This window comes from Arthrobacter sp. H-02-3, from assembly GCF_003097355.1.
GTDB classification, from domain to species: Bacteria; Actinomycetota; Actinomycetes; order Actinomycetales; family Micrococcaceae; genus Arthrobacter; species Arthrobacter humicola.
On the sequence record NZ_PYUI01000004.1, the window covers coordinates 105,877 to 122,465 of the forward strand.

A 16,589-nucleotide genomic window follows, 5' to 3' on the forward strand; every position below is an offset into this window, starting at 1 on the left:
GCTTCTCAAATTGAAAACCTCCACATGGGGGTGCTGTGGGTTGCGCCTTTGCAACCGCTGCGAACGGTCAGGGATTCGGCTTGTGATGTCCGTCACCCTGTGTGGCCTATGCTACAGCCCGGGCGGCCCAATGAATGCCGCTGCGAGCAGGCAGAACGTCGCGATCGGGTAACAACCGTGAAGTCGCGCCGGAGCTTCGCTTTAGGGTTGCTAAAGAAAACTTTTGTTGAGTCCGAGTATGCCTAAACAGTGGCCCCGTGGGGCTCCGATCCGCGCGGCCCGGCCCGGGACGCGAGCCGTCGCCGGGCCAGGTCGGCCGGGCCAGTTCAGCCACGCCGGCGGAGCCGGAGCTCCAAGCTTTTTCCAAGTCCTCCCGGGTTATGGTGCGAAGAGCGCCAGAACCTGGAGCCCAGTGTGGGAGTCCAGTGCCGAGGTCCAGAACCGAAGTCCGGACGCCACGTCCAGGTCCTTCAGTCCGGAACCCGGGTCCGGTGCCGATAGCAGGGGCCGATCTTGGAGGGCCGACCGATGAACCGGGTGGTCAAGCTATGCCTCGCGGGCTCAGTTGTGCTGGCGATTCTGGGTATTCCCGCGCTCAGCCTGGGGCCCGTGACTGCCGGGGCACAAGCCTGCACGCCGTCTGTCGGGCCACCTTCCGTTCCTTATCCGGGGACGGCAGCGGCAGCTTCCAGTTTCGAAGCGGGCACGCTGGACGGGTTCGGCGTTTCCACTTCCGGGACAGGTCATGTCTCCGTGTCCGCCGGGCTGTCGCACTCCGGAAACTGCGCCGCCGTCCTGCACACCACCACGGCGCCCGGCTCCATGGCCAAGATGACGGTGGGCCTGACGCCCGGGACCACAGAAGCGTATGCGGACGGCTGGTTCAACATCGCTGGAGAGGGACAGGTGGGGAACAACGTTCCCTACTTCCGGTTCTTTTCCGGCCGCCTGCGCGTCATGGATGTCTTCCGTCAAAACATCTCCCATGAGCTGATGCTCCGGATTTCTACACCCGAAGGCTTCACGTACACCACCCTGCGGCAGGATGTGCCCACGAATTCCTGGCACCGGCTGGTCATGCATGTGGTCCCGAACGGTCCCGGGACGAACGTCCAAATCTGGTGGGACGGGCGTTCCGTCTATGCGGGCACGGTCAGCATTCCGGCGACGACGGTGGATATGGTGCAACTCGGCTCCGAACACGACCAGCAAATGGCCGACATCTACGTCGACGACGTCATCGTCACCAGCGGCACGGGAACGCCGGCGCCGGTTCCCGGCCCGCTCCCCGCGTCAAAGGGGGATCCGTCGAAGCCATTAAACGACTTCCGTGGGGACGGACAGGCGGTTGTGCTGGCCGCGGGGACTCTGGCCGCGGACACCGTTGTCCGGCGTGGCCGGCGCCCCGCGCGAATGACCCGTGCCTGATCCGGCACCGCCGATCCCTCGCCTTCAGGTCACGGTTCGGTTGCGGCGGCCGCAAGGGGGAACTATCCCTCCCTGCCGCCCGTGGGAATTGGTAGCGTGACTATGTACAGTCCCACTCGTATTGTCCGCATTTAGTTATCCGCACCGTAATAATTCGCACCGTAATTATCCGCATCGCACCGGATCAACCCCGCACCCTAATCTTGGAGGACACCCGTAATGGCACCTGGCGGAAACCCGATCTTCAGCGGAAAGAATTTCCGCGAAGCCACCCAGGCACCGCCTGCCCCGCAGGCCCCGTACGGTCATGGCTCTTACGGCCAAGGCCCTTACGGCCAGAACTACTATGGCCAGAACGCCTATGGGCAGGCCCCGCAGGGGATGACCCAGGAACAGCTCCAGGACCTGTACAACCGGCCGGCGGCCGGCCCCGCTGACATCGGCCGGATGACGTACGACGACGTCATCATCAAGACTGCCGGGTGCCTCGCCGTTCTGGTGGTCGGCGCCGCAATGGCGCTCGCGGTCCCGCAGGGCACCGGGTCCATGCTGATGATCCTTGGCGCGCTGGGCGGCTTCGCCCTCGCCATGGTCAACACCTTCAAGAAGCAGCCGTCTCCGGCGCTCATCCTGGCCTACGCGCTGCTGGAAGGCTTCTTCCTCGGTGGCCTGACCCGTATCCTCGACAACCTGTACCCGGGAGTCGGCATCCAGGCCGTCGTCGGGACGCTTTCCGTCTTCGCCGTGACGCTGGTGCTGTTCAAGAGCGGCAAGGTCCGGGCGACGCCCAAGCTCATGCGGTTCTTCATGATCGCGCTGATCGGCTACGCGGTGTTCGCGCTCGTCAACCTCGTCATGATGTGGACCGGGGCTGTGAACACGCCGTTCGGCCTGAGCACCAGCGTGGAGATCTTTGGCATCCCGCTCGGCGTCTTCATCGGTGTGCTGGCGATCGGCCTGGCCGCTTTCTCGCTGATCATGGACTTCACCAGCATCGAGGCGGCCATCAGCGCCGGAGCCCCGCAGCGTTTCTCATGGACCGCCGCGTTCGGCCTCACGGTCACGCTCGTCTGGCTCTACGTCGAAATCATCCGCCTGCTGTCGATTCTCCGCGGCAACGACTAACCGCCGTCGTTTCCGGAACGCACTGGTTGTCCAACCTGCTTTCCGAGTAAGGGCCCCGCCGCTGGCGGGGCCCTTCGATTTTCCCGGCCGGCGGCCCCAGCCGGGAGCACCCGGCCGGGTGCTCCCGGCAGCGCCGCCTTAGCGGGACAGCGTCAGCTGAGCCGTTCGAACACTACCGCCATGCCCTGGCCGCCGCCGACGCACAGCGTGGCGAGGCCGAGGGAGGCGTCCCGGGCGCGGAGCCCGTTGAGCAAGGTGATGGTCATTCGTGCGCCGGTCATGCCGAAAGGGTGTCCGAGGGCGATCGCGCCGCCGTGGACATTCAGCTTGTCCTCATCGATGGCCAGCTCCCGCGCACTGGCCACGACCTGGACGGCAAAAGCCTCGTTGAGCTCCACGAGATCGATGTCGCGGACGGTCAGCCCGGCGAGGCTGAGCGCCCGGCGGGTGGCCTCGACCGGGCCCATGCCCATCAGCTCCGGGGACAGGGCGCTAACACCCGTGGAGACGATCCGGGCGAGGGGCTCAAGGCCCAGGTCGCGGGCGCGCGTGTCACTCATGACCACGACGGCAGCGGCCCCGTCATTGAGCGGGCACGCGTTGCCGGCCGTCACGGTGCCGCCGCTGCGGAAGACCGGCTGCAGGGCGCTGACGGCCTCGGCCGTCACGCCGGGCCGCGGTGAATCGTCGCGATCGACCACCGAGTCGTCGGCGCGGGTGTAGGGCGTGATTTCGCGGGCGTAGAACCCGGCGGCGATAGCCGCCTCGGCCCGGTTCTGGCTGAGCACCGCCCAGGCGTCCTGCTCCGCGCGGCCGATGCCATAGCTCGTCGCAACGTTCTCCGCCGTCTGGCCCATGGCGATGTATACGTCCGGCATCCGGCCTTCCAGCCGCGGATCGGTCCACGGCGTGTTGGCGGCCGCGGTGGCCGCAGAGCGTTCCCTGGCCGCCTCGAAGCGCGGGTTGTGGGTGCTCGCGTCGGTCTCGCCGGCGCCGGCCCAGTCCCGGTAACGGGACACCGACTCCACGCCGGCGGCAACGAACGCCTGTCCCTCGCCGGCTTTGACGGCGTGAAATGCCATCCGGAGCGTCTGCAGGCTGGAAGCGCAGAAACGGTTGATGGTGGCCGCGGGAACGTGGTCCAGCCCGGCCAGGATGCCGACCACCCGGGCCATGTTGGAGCCGGCCTCGCCGCTCGGTTCGGCGCAGCCCAGATAGATGTCATCCAGGCCGCGGCCCGGCCCGGCAGCGGCGTCGAACGCCGGGATTCCGGCGAGGGCCGCCGTGACCATAGCGGCGGCGAGATCGTCCGGCCGCTCGTCTTTCAGCGAGCCCTTGAAGGCACGCCCGATGGGGCTTCTGGCAGTGGAAACGATGACGGCCTCTGGCATGCGCCCAGACTACGCCCCGCCTACGCCAGTCGCATGGCCCCGGCCGCGGGGCGGACGCCGAAGATCTCCGGTGCGGCATACCCCGCCTGCGCGAAGGCTTGTTCGACGGCGGAACGCACCCGATGCGCCGAGCCCGCGGGGGTCAGGGCGATCGCGGAGCCGCCGAAGCCGCCGCCGGTCATGCGTGCGCCGATCGCGCCGGCCGACCGCGCCGTATCCACGGCCAGGTCCAGTTCGGCGCAGGAGATCTCGAAGTCATCCCGCATCGAGGCGTGGGAGGCATCCAGCAAGGGGCCGATGGCGGCCGGGCCCAGGGTGTCCAACAGCTCGACTGTCTGCAGCACACGGTCGTTCTCGGTGACCACGTGGCGGACGCGTCGGAACGTCTCCGCGTCGAGGAGCCCGCTGGCCTCCTCGAGGTCCTCCAGTCCGACGTCGCGCAGGGCCGCCACGCCGAGCACTTCGGCGGCAAGTTCGCAGGATTCGCGCCGGGCCGCGTACTCGCCGTCGGCGTGGGAATGCGAGACCTTGGTGTCGATGACCAGCAGCACCAGCCCCGCGGCGTCGGCGTCGAACGGCACCAGACGGACGCTCTGGTCCCGGCAGTCGAGGAAGACGGCGTGGCCGGCCGTGGCCCGGAGCGAGGCCGACTGGTCCATGATGCCGGTGGGCGCGCCGACGAAGTCGTTTTCGGCCCGCTGGGTAGCCAGGACCATCTCCTGGGCGGAGAGGCCGGCGGCCGTGAGCTCGTTCAGCGCGGAGATCACGGCGCATTCGATCGCATGCGAGGACGACAGGCCGGCGCCGCGGGGGACGTCGGAATCCAGGAGCAGGTCCACGCCGGGGATCGGGAGACCCTGCTGCTGAAGGGCCCAGATGACGCCGAGCGGGTACTTGGTCCAGCCCCGGGCGCCGGCGTGGGTCAGGGCGCCGGTGTCCGCCGTCGTCAGCCCCTGGTTCCCAAAAGTGGACAGCATGCGCACGCTGGAGTCCGGCCGGACCCTGACGGCCACCCGGGCTGCCCGGTCGATCGCGAACGGCAGGACGAAGCCCTCGTTGTAGTCCGTGTGCTCGCCAATGAGGTTGACGCGTCCGGGTGCCCGCCACACGCCGTCGGGCCGGGCGCCAAAGACCGACTCAAACCGGGCGGCAAGCCCGCCGCTGTCCAGGGAAGGGTTCATGGCCTGGCACCTGCGCTTCTGGAAGTCATGGATCCAAGGTATACGGGTTGCCGGGTGGTCTGTACGGTGGTCACCATGGATCTCACAGCGACACATTCTGCATCCGGCACTGCATCTTCCGCCAATGGCGCCGTGCGGCGGTACGCGTCCGGGCGGCAGTACGAGCTCCGGCGCGGCGACGCCCTGGCCGTCGTCACCGAACTCGCCGCCGGGCTGCGCCTCTACAGCCGCGGCGGCACGGACCTGACCGAGACCTACGGCGACGCTGACATCCCGCCCGGCGCCACCGGGATCACCCTGGCGCCCTGGGCCAACCGGGTGGAGGACGGCGTCTGGCATCTAAACGGCAAGAAACTGCAGCTCGACATCACCGAGGTCTCCCGCAACAACGCCAGCCATGGGCTGCTGCGGAACTCTTCCTACGAACTCGTGGACGAGGACGAATTCTCCGTCACCCTGGAAGCGGCCGTGTTCCCGCAGCACGGCTACCCGTTCCTGCTGCGGCACCGGGTCCGCTACGAACTGGCCAAGGACCTCGGGCTGGTGGTGCGCCAGACCCTCATCAACGACTCCCAGGATCCCGCGCCGTTCGTGCTCGGCGCCCACCCCTACCTGCGGCTGGGGGACGTGCCCAGCGAGGAGCTCACGGTCAGCGTGAATGCCCGGACCCGGCTTGTCGCCGATGACCGCCTCATTCCGCGCAGCACCACGCCGGTTGGCGGCGAGTTCGATCTGCGCGACGGCCGGCCGGTGGGGGACCTGGACCTCGATTCGGCCTATACGGACCTGGAGTTCGACGGCGGCGTCGCCCGGCACACGCTGCGGGCACCTGACGGGCGGACGGTGAGCCTCTGGCAGGACGCGAACTGCGCGTACGTCCACGTCTTCGTGACGACGGAATTTCCGGGCCGGACGAAGGCGGTCGCGATTGAGCCGATGACCGGGCCGGCCAATGCGTTCAACAGCGGCGAGGGACTTCGCTGGCTGGCGCCGGGGGAGCAGTTCTCCATGAGCTGGGGCATCTCCTCCTCGCTGACGGCCGCTGCGGACTGACCCGGAGAGCCGGACGCCGTTTGCTGGTTTCCACTTGCCCGTTGCCGGTTTCCTATTGAACGGCTGCTAGGGAATTATGGGGCTATGACGCCAGCTGAGGACGCCGCATCCGCCACAACACCCGCCATTTCCGCGGCCGGGGCCGGATCCGGTGCCGGATCCGGTGCCGGATCCCGTGCCGGGGCCCGGGTGCGGACCGACCGACAGATTGACCAGGACATTCCCTACGGCGTGCGGATCGCCGCCGCCTGGGCGTGGCGCGCCGGGCTCATCCTGCTGGTGCTCGGGGGCCTGATCTGGCTGCTCAGCCATGTCAGCTTCCTCATCATCCCGGTGATGGTGGCCGCTCTGCTGGCGGGGCTCCTCAGCCCTGCCGTGCGCTGGATGGCCAAGCGGAGCGTGCCCAAAGGGCTCGCCGTCGCCATCACGGTCCTCGGTTTCATCGGCCTGATCATCGGCGCCCTGACACTGGTGGGGCGCCAGCTCGCCCAGGGGTTCGGGGAGCTGTGGTCCCAGGCCCTCACGGGCGTCCAGCAGGTCCAGACCTGGCTGTCGGAAGGCCCTCTGCAGCTGACGGCCGCCCAGATCGACAAATACGTCCAGGAAGGCACAGCCGCGCTGCAGAACAACAGCAGCAGTATCCTCAGCGGTGCCCTGACGTTCGGGAGCACGGCCGGGCACTTCGCCGCAGGCCTGGTACTGGCGCTGTTCGTGCTGATCTTCTTCCTGCTGGAAGGTGAGAGGATCTGGGCCTTCCTGGTCAGTCTCATGCCCCGGAACGCGCGCCGCGCCACCGACGGTGCGGGCCGCCGCGGCTGGACGTCCATGGTCAGCTACGCGCGCATCCAGATGTTCGTCGCGTTCGTGGACGCTGTGGGAATCGGCGTCGGCGCCGCCATCATCGGCGTGCCGCTCGCGCTGCCGCTGGGCGTGCTGGTTTTCCTCGGTTCCTTCATCCCGGTGGTCGGCGCGCTGGTCACCGGCGCCATCGCCGTTCTGCTGGCACTTGTCGCCAACGGACCGGTCAACGCCCTGATCATGCTGGCGATCGTGCTCCTGGTCCAGCAACTGGAAAGCCACATACTGCAGCCGCTCGTCATGGGCAAGGCCGTATCCCTCCACCCCGTGGCCGTGATCCTGGCGGTCGCAGCCGGTTCCTACCTCGCCGGGATCCCCGGTGCGCTCTTTTCCGTTCCGCTCCTCGCCGTAGCAAACTCGTCGATTCGCTACATTGCCGGCAGAACGTGGGAACATGATGAAGTGCTGGCAACCGCGGGGCCAGGGCGAAGCCCTGCCCCCGAGCCCGGCGCAGATACCACCTTCACAGACGTCCACCTGCCGGGCCGAACGCCCGGCCGCGAGGGCGCCGCACCCAACAGCGGTGCTCCGGGCAGCGATGCCGGACGGGGCACCGACGCCTGATCCGACGAAGGAGAACAGTTCGTGAATACCCTTGAGAGCCTGCCCGTCACGCTGGACGATGTCCTGGAGGCGCAGAAGCTGCTCGACGGGATTATTACGCGGACACCCGTGGAGTCATCGCGGGCCCTCGGCACCATGGTGGGCGGCGAGGTCTTCCTCAAGTGCGAAAACCTGCAGCGCGCCGGGTCGTTCAAGGTCCGCGGCGCCTATGTGCGCATGGCCAAGCTCTCTGACGCCGAGAAGAAGCGCGGCGTTGTGGCGGCCTCCGCCGGAAATCATGCCCAGGGCGTGGCCGTCGCGGCCAAGAGCCTCGGCATCAAGGCCCGCATCTACATGCCGCTCGGCGTCGCACTGCCCAAGCTCGCCGCCACCCGCAGCCACGGCGCCGAAGTGGTGCTGCACGGCCACAACGTGGACGAGGCGCTGGCCGAGGCCAAGCGCTATGCCGATGAAAGCGGCGCGGTCTTCGTCCACCCCTTCGATGACGTCGACGTCGTCGCCGGTCAGGGCACGGTGGGGCTGGAAATCCTGGAGCAGGTCCCGAACGTGGACACCATCCTCATGGGCGTCGGCGGCGGCGGACTCCTCGCCGGCGTTGCCGTCGCCGTGAAGGCCCGCGCCAAGGAGCTCGGACGCGAAATCCGCATCATCGGCGTCCAGGCCGAGAACGCCGCCGCCTACCCGCCCTCGCTCGCCGCGGACGCCCTCGTGCCGCTCAAGAAGGTCTCAACCATGGCGGACGGTATCGCCGTGGGCCGGCCGGGTCAGCTGCCGTTCAGCATCATCCGCGAGCTCGTCGACGACGTCGTCACCGTCAGCGAAGACGCCTTGGCCAGGGCGCTGATCTTCCTGCTGGAACGCGCCAAGATGGTGGTTGAGCCCGCCGGGGCCGTCGGCGTCGCGGCGCTCATGGAAGGCAAGATCGAGAACCCCGGCACCGTGGCGGTGGTCCTCTCCGGCGGCAACATCGACCCCATGCTGATGCTCAAGGTGATCCAGCGCGGTCTGTCCGCTGCCGGCCGCTACATGACTGTGCGGATGATGCTCGATGACCGTCCGGGCTCGCTCGCGACAATTGCCCGCATCATCGCCGAGAACGACGCCAACGTCACCGGACTGGACCACACTCGGGTGGGCGGCTCCATCAGCATGGGCGACGTCTCCATCACGGTCAACCTGGAAACCAAGGGCCACGAGCACTGCAGCCAAGTCCTGGCGGCGCTCCGGGCCGAAGGCTTCCAGCCGATCGTGGTGCACTAGGGGCCGGGGTGCTGGACGCGTCTCCGGGCGGGCAGCCGGGAGCAGGGGACTCTCCCGGGGCGCGGGCCCGCACGGGCCTGCTGGTGGTGGGCTCCTTCGTGGTGCTGCTCTACCTGATCGAGATTGTCAACACCGCGTTGTTCCATTCCCTGAACCGCATATTCGGCCTGCGGCCGCGCAGCATGGACGGGATCCTGGACATCCTGACGTTTCCGCTGCTGCACGCTAGCCTCGCCCATCTGATGTCCAACACGCTCCCGTTGATCATTTTCGGGTTTATCGTGTTCCTGTCCGGGCGGCGGGTCTTCATCACGGCCCTGGCCGCCAGTTGGCTGGCGTCCGGAATCGTGGTGTGGCTCATCGGCGGAACCAGCGTCACCGTCGGCGCGTCCGGACTGGTGTTCGGGCTGTTTGCGTTCCTGCTGGTCCGCGGCTTCTTCAACCGGAACTGGTGGCAGATCGTGCTGTCCGTGGTGCTGTTCATGGCCTACGGCGGGATCCTCTTCGGCGTGCTACCCACCGTGGCAAGTTTCGTCTCGTGGCAGGCGCACCTAGGTGGGGCGATCGGCGGCGTCGCAGCGGCCGTGCTGCTGAGCACACGGCGCCCGCGGTCGCTGCCCGCCGGGCGCTAACCCGCGCACACTGACCTGCCACACCGATCCGCAATGCTTAACCGCCGCGCTGATCCACCAAGCAGGCAGAAAAAAGGCGACGCCGGCCTCCCCGCGAGGGGGAGACCGGCGTCGCTATTTTTCGTCAAGGTGTTCCGTGCGGGAACGTGTGCTGCGGTGCTAGCCGGCGTACGGCTTGGCGGACATGATCTCCACCGTGATGTCCTTGCCGTTCGGGGCGGTGTAGCTGAGCTTGTCGCCCTCCTTGTGGCCGACGATCGCCGCGCCGAGGGGGGACTTCTCGCTGAAGACGTCCAGGTCCGAGTCGCCGGCAATCTCGCGGGAGCCGAGCAGGAAGGTTTCCTCGTCGCCGGCAATCTTGGCCACGACGATCATGCCGGGCTCCACGATGCCGTCATCGGCCGGGGCTTCGCCGACGTGGGCGTCCCGCAGAAGGGCCGTGAGCTGGCGGATGCGGGCCTCGATCTTGCCCTGCTCCTCCTTGGCGGCGTGGTAGCCGCCGTTCTCCTTGAGGTCGCCCTCCTGGCGCGCGGCTTCGATCTTCTGGACGATTTCTGCCCGGCCGGGGCCGGAAAGGTGGTCCAGCTCTGCCTTCAGGCGGTCAAAAGCTTCCTGGGTAAGCCAAGCCGCAGTTGCGCTGTTGGTGGTAGACACGGACTTCTCCTTTGGGTGGTCATACAAGCAAAGACCCCGCCACGGTGGCCACTTTTATGACGCAGTAACCAGCTCAGCGGGGGAAAGGTATTGATCCATTGTAGTCAATCCTGTGGATAAACCAAAGAGGACTGCGGTGTGGATCACATCGTGTTGCGGCGGCTGCCGCCGTAGATGCTGTAGTCCCGGGCGACGCCGCTGCAGCACAGCCGCGGCCAGCGGGGGCCGCGGCCTACTTTCCCGCGTCCGGAATCCAGCAGTTGTCCACGACGGCGGAGACAGCCTGGGATTCGGTGCGCAGCTGGGTACTGTGGCCGGTGGTGTGTCCGCCGTCGGTGCCGGCATCGGTGGGGTTCGGGCCGATGTCCACGACTTTCCAGCCGACAATCGCGAACTTGGAGTCCATGGCCTTGACAGCGCACTTGGCATCCGCGGCGGGGTCCTTGGTCACCTGGAAGTCAACCTCCGTCAGGGTGGCGTCGGTGGTGCTGTAGCCGATGTCCTTGAAGCTGACGCTGGTAGTGGCCGCCGACGTCGTCACCCAGGCAAGGAAGGCGATGCCCACGGCGAGGACGGCGATCAGGATGTTGCGTTTGCCCTTGCGTGTCAGTGCGCGCTTTTGGCCGCCGTAACGATTGGCTAGGCTGGTAGGTGCCGGCGCGGCATGCTGATCCTCGGAAGTCACCAGTCCAGTTTAGTGTGGATCGGACCGGGATATATCCGCGGCGGCGGCTGACCCTGCAGGCTACGCCATGGACGGCCGGCCCGCCTGCGGGGTGGCCGTGCCGTAGCAGCTCCGCAGCGTCCGGCACAACGGCATGTCCGCCAGACCAGATTGTCCGCCACACCAGCAAGTCCGCCAGAACAGAGAACAGCAGAAAGAGGAGCCGTCCCCTGATGACAGCATCCCCCAGCCCGTCAGCACCGCTTCGTCTGCTGGCGGTCCATGCTCATCCCGACGACGAATCCAGCAAGGGTGCCGCCACCATGGCCATGTACGCCGCCTCGGGCGTGGATGTCCTGGTGGCCACCTGCACCGACGGCTCGCGCGGCGACATCCAGAACCCCGCGATGGAGGGCCAGCCGCACCCCAAGCGCGACATGGCCGGGGCCCGCCGCCTTGAGATGGAGGCCGCCGCGAAGGTCCTCGGGGTCCGGCAGCGCTGGCTCGGATTCGTGGATTCCGGACTGCCGGAAGGCGATCCGCTGCCGCCCCTGCCGCCGGGCTGCTTCGCCCTGCAGCCGCTGGAGCGGGCGGCCGCGCCGCTGGTACGGCTGGTCCGGGACTTCAGGCCCCATGTGATCGTGAGCTACGACGAGAACGGAGGCTACCCGCACCCGGATCACATCATGGCGCACCGGGTGGCCGTCGAGGCTTTCGCGGCTGCCGGTGATCCCGCCCGCTACCAGGGCATCGGGGAGCCGTGGGCGCCCAGCAAGCTCTACTACGACCGCGCCTTCAGCCCGGACCGCTTCCGCGCGCTCCACTTTGCGCTGGAAGAGGCCGGCCTGCAGTCCCCGTATGCCGAGCGGCTGGCCACCTGGCTTGAGGCGGACGCCGAGGGGCACACCCCGCCGCCGCCGACGCACCCCACCACCACCCAGATCGAGTGCGGGGACTTCTTCGAAGCCCGGGACGACGCGCTCCGGTCCCACCGCACGCAGGTGGACCCGGAAGGATTCTTCTTTGCGGTATCCGCGGCCATGCAGCGCAAGGTCTGGCCGTGGGAGGACTACTCCCTGATCGAGTCGCGGATCCCGGTCGAACTGCCCGAAACGGACCTCTTCGCCGGGTTAAGATAGACGGGATAGACTTCTTCTATCCGGCGTAGAAAAGGCCCCGTAGAATTGAGGCCCCGTAGGATTAACGCCCCGTAGAAGAGGCGCCGTAGAAGAGGCGCCGAAGAAAAGACACCGGTTTCCACAGAAGGTTTTCACCGTGCATTCCTTGCTCATCGCTCTGGCAACAGCTCCGGCGCCCACCCCCACGCCGTCGCTGCGACCGGGCCTGTCCGAGGACCAGGTCACCCCGGGTTTTCTGGGCTTCCTGCTGACAGCCTTCATCGTGGTGCTGACCGCGCTGCTGATCGTGGACATGGTGCGGCGCATCCGCCGGGTCCGCTACCGGGCCCAGGTGGAGGCCGAGCGTACGGCCGCCGACGAGGCAGGGACCTCCGGCGCCGACGGCACCGAGGACACCCGGTTCCCGTCCGAGGGCGGGGCTTCCCGGCCGGAAGTCAACGGCGATGCAGGACCAGGAAACCGCTAACAGCGGTTCCACCCGCCCGCTGCCAGGAGGCTCGAACGCCCTGGCGGCGGAGCCCTCTGCGTACCTGCGCCAGCACGCCGGCAACCCGGTCCACTGGCAGCCGTTCGGCGATGCGGCCTTTGCCGCCGCGGCCACCCGGGACGTTCCGGTGTTCCTCTCCATCGGCTACGCGGCATGCCACTGGTGCCACGTCATGGCCCACGAATCCTTCGAGGACCAGGACACGGCCGACTACCTGAACACCCACTTCGTCGCCGTCAAAGTGGACCGCGAGGAACGCCCCGACGTCGACGCCGTCTACATGGCCGCCACGCAGGCGATCAGCGGCGAGGACGGCTGGCCGATGTCCGTCTTCCTCCTGCCCGACGGCCGGGCCTTCCACGCCGGCACCTACTTCCCGCCCCGGCCCATGCCGGGGCGTCCCTCCTTCCGGCAGGTCCTTGAGGCCGTGAGTGAGGCCTGGACGGAGCGCCGCGGCGCTGTCGAAGCTAATGCCGCCACCTTGGCCCGCGGCATCGCCGCGTCCCAGCCGGCCAGCGCCGTCCGGCTCGACGGGCCGCCGGAGCCCCTGGACGCTGCGCTCCTGGGGGAAGCCGTTCGCGCCCTGTCCCGGTCCGAAGACCGGAGCCACGGCGGCTTCGGCGGAGCGCCGAAATTCCCGCCGTCGGCCGTGCTCGAATTCCTGATCCGGCACGCCGCCGTGCCCGGGGACAGACTGCCGTCGGCAGCCGCTGAACTCGATACTGCCGGCCCGGACGCTGTAGGAGCTGACACCGCGGCGGCGGCGCGCGATATGGCGGGGCGCGCGCTCGCGGCGATGTCCCGGTCGGCGTTGTTCGACCAGCTCGACGGCGGCTTCGCCCGCTACTCCGTGACCCGGGACTGGTCCGTTCCGCACTTCGAGAAAATGCTCTACGACAACGCCCAGCTGCTACGCGTCTACGTCCACTGGGTCCGGCTGGGCGGCACGCTCGAGTACCCGGCGGCCGAGGCGACAGCAGTGGCCGGGCGCACCGCGGACTGGCTCCTCACCTGCCTCGGGCTGCCGCCGGAGCAAGCCCCGGCGCCGGGCGGGGGAGCGGCACAGGCAGTGGCCCTGGCGTCCTCGCTGGATGCTGATACCGTCGTCGACGGCGTGCACGCCGAGGGCGCCAGCTACCTGTGGACCCCGGCCCAGCTCCAGGAACTCTTGGGTCCCGCCGACGGCGCCGCCGTGGCGGCCCTCATGAACGTCCGCACACCCGGGAGCGTGACCGCCGACGGTTCACCGCTGCATCCGGGCCGGGAGATCGCCGGCGACGACGCTGTGCTGTGGCAGCGGGTGCGCCCGGTGCTGGCGAAGGCGCGCTCCGGCCGCCCGCAGCCAGGCCGGGACGACAAAGTGGTGGCCGGCTGGAACGGACTGGCCGTCGCGGCACTCGCCGACGCCGGGGCCGTCCTGGCCCGGCCGGAGCTCGTGGCCGCCGCGGAACGTATTGCGGCGTATCTCGAACGGGTGCACTGGCAGCCGCCCGGAGACGGCCCCGGCCGGCTCATCCGCGTCTCCCACGGCGGGACGGCACGCGGAATCGGGGGCCTGCTGGAGGATTATGCCTTTTGCGCCGAAGGACTCTTCGCGCTTTATGGGGTGACCGGGCACACCCGCTGGTACAACCTGGCGGCGGCCATGCTGGATGCGGCCTGCGTGCGGTTCGCGGCCGACGGCGGACTGAAAGACGCTGCCGGGGAGTCGGCGCAGGTCACCGCGGCCCAGGGCGGCCGGGACGGCCTGGACCTGTTCGACAACGCCGCCCCCAGCGGTGCCGCCGCGCTGGCCGGGGCGTTGCTGACCCACTCGGCGCTGTCCGGCTCCCCGGAACACCGCACCCTGGCGGCCAACATCCTCTCCCTGCTGCCGCCGCTCGCGGTCCGGGCGCCCCGCGTGGCGGGCTGGCTGCTGGCGACCGCCCAGGCGGCGCTCGCCGGACCCGTCGAGGCTGCCGTCGCCGGGCCGGACACGCCCGGGCGTGCCGCGCTGCACCGGGTGCTGCTGCTCTCACCCAGCCCCGGGCTGGTGGTCGCGGTCCAGGACGACGGCGCCGCACGGCCCGTGCCGCTACTGCGCGGCCGCGGTGCGGATCCGGACGGCGCCCCGCGGGTGTTCCTGTGCCGCGGAATGGTCTGTGACCGTCCGACGGGTTCCGTCGAAGGGGTGCGCGAGCGGCTGGCTACAATGGCCCGATGACTTCTGAGCACGGCTTTGAGCTGGTGGTGTTCGACTGCGACGGCGTCCTGGTTGATTCCGAGGTAATCGCCGTCCGGGTGGACCAGAAGGTGCTGGCGGACCTCGGCTGGGACCTGGAGCTCGATGAAATCGTGGAACGGTTCGTCGGACGATCCGAGGCGCACTTCGTAGCCTCCGTGGAGCAGCACCTCGGAATCCGGCTGGCCGACGGCTGGGATCAGGAGTACGGACGGTGGTACCAGGACGCCTTCGAGTGCGGGCTTGAGGCGGTCGACGGCATCGAGGAGGCGCTGGACCGGCTGCCGCTTCCGCACTGCGTCGCCTCCAGCGGCAGCCACGAAAAGATGCACCGCACCCTGGGCAGAACCGGGCTGCTCCACCGCTTCCAGGGCCGCCTCTTCAGCGCCACGGAGGTGGCCAACGGCAAACCGGCGCCGGACCTGTTCCTCCATGCCGCCCGCCGCCTCAGCACGGCGCCGGAGCGCTGCGCCGTCGTCGAGGACAGCGCCTACGGCGTCCAGGCCGCCCGGGCAGCCGGAATGCACGTCTTTGCCTACGCCGGAGGCGTGACCCCGGCCGCCCGGCTGGCCGGCCCCGGGACCACAGTCTTTTCAGACATGCGGCAGCTGCCCGGGCTCATCGCGGCGGGGCGCCCCGCCTGAGCTGGTGGCCAAATGGCTGAGCTTCGACGTCGGAATTTCCCCACCTTTGGGGGGCTCGCCCGGCGTGTCGGGCAGAGGAGCCGGTGAGTCCCGTCGTCGTTGTCTCAATGGTGGGGAGACTGGGCAGGGCGAACGGCCGAGAAAAACCGCAGCCCGGTTGTGCGCCGGCCCTCGACGTCGGAATTTCCCCACCTTTGGGGCCCAGCCCGGCGTGTCGGGCAGAGGGGCCGGTGAGTCCCGTCGTCGTTGTCTCGAAGGTGCGGAGAATTGGCGCTGACGGGCACGAGGGCAGCTGGTACGGGCCGGGGGAGTAGCGGTGGTCGAGGGCCATCCGGACCCTCCGTGAGCCGGTTGGCGCTGAGAAGTGCGGCGGACTGCATGGTCTGGTTGACGCGCCAAGGCCGCCTGAGCTTCGGCCCGACCAGACTCGGCCCGGGCTCAGCCTCGGCCCGCGGGGTCAGCCCAGGACCGCGATCGCAATGGCAATGTAGTGTGCGGCGAAGGCGACCACCGTCAGGGCATGGAACAGTTCGTGGAAGCCGAAGTGCTCGTAACTGAAGTTCGGCTTCTTCAGGGCGTAGAAGACCGCTCCGGTGATGTACAGGACGCCCCCGACGCAGATCAGCACGGCCGAGGCCACATTGGCGGCGAAGAAATCCGGGAGATAGAACAGTGCGCCGCAGCCCAGGGCGATGTAGATCGGCACGTAGAGCCATCGCGGGGCGTGGGTCCACAGCAGGCGGAACAGCACACCAAGAATGGCCCCGGACCAGATGACCCACAGCAGCAGTTCGGCCTTCTGCCGCTCCAGCAGGGCCCAGGCCAGCGGCGTGTAGCTGCCGGCGATCACCAGCATGATGTTGGTGTGGTCCAGGCGCTTGAGGACAATCTTGACCCGCGGTGACCAGTTCCCGCGGTGGTACACGGCGCTGACCCCGAAAAGCAGCACCCCGGTAACCGCGTAGACGGCGCACGCAACCTTCAGATCCGGCGGAGCCAGGAGCACCAGCACCAGCCCGGCGACGAGCGCTAGCGGAGCGGTCACGGTGTGGATCCAGCCCCGCCATTTGGGCTTGATCATGAGCAGCTCGGCAAGCTTCACCGCGGCGTCGTCCACCGGGCTCCCCTTTTTTGCCGGAGGCTCCGGCCGGGGCTCCAGACTGTTGCTTTCCATGCCGCAATAATAAACTACGCACTGGTAAGTTACCTGCGAGTAACTATGGTTCGGGGGCTACCCGGCGGCAGTCCTGCGCGCGGCCGGGCGCTCCGGCAGGTAGCCTAGGATGTG

15 protein-coding genes are annotated in these 16,589 nt (G+C 68.5%); 10 read left to right on the forward strand and 5 right to left on the reverse strand.

Translation table 11 applies throughout. The features are described from left to right. Positions 1-753: 753 nt before the first annotated feature. Together C9424_RS06030 and C9424_RS06035 are read left to right on the forward strand one after the other, a co-directional pair. On the forward strand, positions 754-1,428 hold the full coding sequence (locus C9424_RS06030) for a hypothetical protein (RefSeq protein WP_133247483.1): 675 nt from the start codon (positions 754-756) through the stop codon (positions 1,426-1,428). A gap of 219 nt (positions 1,429-1,647) precedes the next feature. Then, positions 1,648-2,553 carry a Bax inhibitor-1/YccA family protein gene (locus C9424_RS06035; RefSeq protein WP_116765998.1) on the forward strand — a complete coding sequence of 302 codons (906 nt, stop codon included), beginning with the start codon at positions 1,648-1,650 and terminating at the stop codon, positions 2,551-2,553. Positions 2,554-2,705: 152 nt separating this feature from the next. Here C9424_RS06035 and C9424_RS06040 read toward each other — a convergent pair whose 3' ends face one another. Both C9424_RS06040 and galK read right to left on the reverse strand, forming a co-directional pair. Further along, on the reverse strand, positions 2,706-3,944 hold the full coding sequence (locus C9424_RS06040; protein ID WP_116765999.1) for an acetyl-CoA C-acetyltransferase: 1,239 nt from the start codon (positions 3,942-3,944) through the stop codon (positions 2,706-2,708). Positions 3,945-3,964: 20 nt separating this feature from the next. Continuing rightward, the gene (galK, locus tag C9424_RS06045; protein ID WP_116766000.1) at positions 3,965-5,125 is read right to left on the reverse strand and encodes a galactokinase; all 1,161 of its coding nucleotides are present in this window, start codon (positions 5,123-5,125) and stop codon (positions 3,965-3,967) included. Positions 5,126-5,200: 75 nt separating this feature from the next. Here galK and C9424_RS06050 point away from each other — a divergent pair, with 75 nt between their 5' ends. The 4 genes from C9424_RS06050 (at position 5,201) to C9424_RS06065 (ending at position 9,492) form a co-directional block, all read left to right on the forward strand. Beyond that, positions 5,201-6,178: an aldose 1-epimerase family protein gene (locus C9424_RS06050; RefSeq protein ID WP_116766119.1), complete on the forward strand. Its 978-nt coding sequence runs from the start codon at positions 5,201-5,203 to the stop codon at positions 6,176-6,178. Positions 6,179-6,262: 84 nt separating this feature from the next. Next, a complete protein-coding gene (locus C9424_RS06055) occupies positions 6,263-7,600 on the forward strand; it encodes an AI-2E family transporter (protein ID WP_202615792.1) in 1,338 nt (445 codons plus the stop codon). Between the two features lie 21 nt (positions 7,601-7,621). Continuing rightward, positions 7,622-8,860 (forward strand): threonine ammonia-lyase, encoded by a 1,239-nt coding sequence (ilvA, locus tag C9424_RS06060; protein WP_091250807.1) that lies wholly within the window; start codon positions 7,622-7,624, stop codon positions 8,858-8,860. Positions 8,861-8,868: 8 nt separating this feature from the next. Next, positions 8,869-9,492, forward strand: a complete 624-nt coding sequence (locus C9424_RS06065) for a rhomboid family intramembrane serine protease (RefSeq protein ID WP_116766001.1) — start codon at positions 8,869-8,871, stop codon at positions 9,490-9,492. Positions 9,493-9,651: 159 nt separating this feature from the next. Here C9424_RS06065 and greA read toward each other — a convergent pair whose 3' ends face one another. Both greA and C9424_RS06075 read right to left on the reverse strand, forming a co-directional pair. Continuing rightward, on the reverse strand, positions 9,652-10,146 hold the full coding sequence (gene greA / locus C9424_RS06070; protein WP_091250802.1) for a transcription elongation factor GreA: 495 nt from the start codon (positions 10,144-10,146) through the stop codon (positions 9,652-9,654). A 232-nt stretch (positions 10,147-10,378) separates the two neighbouring features. Continuing rightward, the gene (locus C9424_RS06075; protein ID WP_116766002.1) at positions 10,379-10,831 is read right to left on the reverse strand and encodes a DUF4307 domain-containing protein; all 453 of its coding nucleotides are present in this window, start codon (positions 10,829-10,831) and stop codon (positions 10,379-10,381) included. Positions 10,832-11,043: 212 nt separating this feature from the next. On the opposite strand from C9424_RS06075, the gene mca reads away from it, so the two are divergent. From mca to C9424_RS06095, 4 genes are all read left to right on the forward strand, one after another. Further along, positions 11,044-11,949, forward strand: a complete 906-nt coding sequence (gene mca / locus C9424_RS06080; RefSeq protein WP_116766003.1) for a mycothiol conjugate amidase Mca — start codon at positions 11,044-11,046, stop codon at positions 11,947-11,949. A 136-nt stretch (positions 11,950-12,085) separates the two neighbouring features. After that, the gene (locus C9424_RS06085; protein ID WP_116766004.1) at positions 12,086-12,415 is read left to right on the forward strand and encodes a hypothetical protein; all 330 of its coding nucleotides are present in this window, start codon (positions 12,086-12,088) and stop codon (positions 12,413-12,415) included. After that, complete coding sequence (locus C9424_RS06090; RefSeq protein WP_116766005.1) at positions 12,393-14,639, forward strand: thioredoxin domain-containing protein; 2,247 nt, start codon at positions 12,393-12,395, stop codon at positions 14,637-14,639. The genes C9424_RS06085 and C9424_RS06090 overlap by 23 nt, the downstream gene beginning before the upstream one ends. Continuing rightward, positions 14,636-15,301: an HAD family hydrolase gene (locus tag C9424_RS06095; protein ID WP_116766006.1), complete on the forward strand. Its 666-nt coding sequence runs from the start codon at positions 14,636-14,638 to the stop codon at positions 15,299-15,301. The genes C9424_RS06090 and C9424_RS06095 overlap by 4 nt, the downstream gene beginning before the upstream one ends. 457 nt (positions 15,302-15,758) lie before the next feature. Here the strand turns inward: C9424_RS06095 and trhA are convergent, their stop codons facing one another. Beyond that, complete coding sequence (gene trhA, locus C9424_RS06100; protein ID WP_202615793.1) at positions 15,759-16,475, reverse strand: PAQR family membrane homeostasis protein TrhA; 717 nt, start codon at positions 16,473-16,475, stop codon at positions 15,759-15,761. Between the last annotated feature and the right edge of the window lie 114 nt (positions 16,476-16,589).

Excerpts from the sequence above, each read along its gene's own strand:
- C9424_RS06095 (WP_116766006.1), top strand. The coding sequence starts at position 14,636 with ATGACTTCTGAGCACGGCTTTGAGCTGGTGGTGTTCGACTGCGACGGC.
- C9424_RS06090 (WP_116766005.1), top strand. The coding sequence starts at position 12,393 with ATGCAGGACCAGGAAACCGCTAACAGCGGTTCCACCCGCCCGCTGCCA.
- C9424_RS06040 (WP_116765999.1), bottom strand. The coding sequence starts at position 3,944 with ATGCCAGAGGCCGTCATCGTTTCCACTGCCAGAAGCCCCATCGGGCGT.
- trhA (WP_202615793.1), bottom strand. The coding sequence starts at position 16,475 with ATGGAAAGCAACAGTCTGGAGCCCCGGCCGGAGCCTCCGGCAAAAAAG.
- C9424_RS06035 (WP_116765998.1), top strand. The coding sequence starts at position 1,648 with ATGGCACCTGGCGGAAACCCGATCTTCAGCGGAAAGAATTTCCGCGAA.
- mca (WP_116766003.1), top strand. The coding sequence starts at position 11,044 with ATGACAGCATCCCCCAGCCCGTCAGCACCGCTTCGTCTGCTGGCGGTC.
- C9424_RS06055 (WP_202615792.1), top strand. The coding sequence starts at position 6,263 with ATGACGCCAGCTGAGGACGCCGCATCCGCCACAACACCCGCCATTTCC.
- galK (WP_116766000.1), bottom strand. The coding sequence starts at position 5,125 with ATGAACCCTTCCCTGGACAGCGGCGGGCTTGCCGCCCGGTTTGAGTCG.
- C9424_RS06050 (WP_116766119.1), top strand. The coding sequence starts at position 5,201 with ATGGATCTCACAGCGACACATTCTGCATCCGGCACTGCATCTTCCGCC.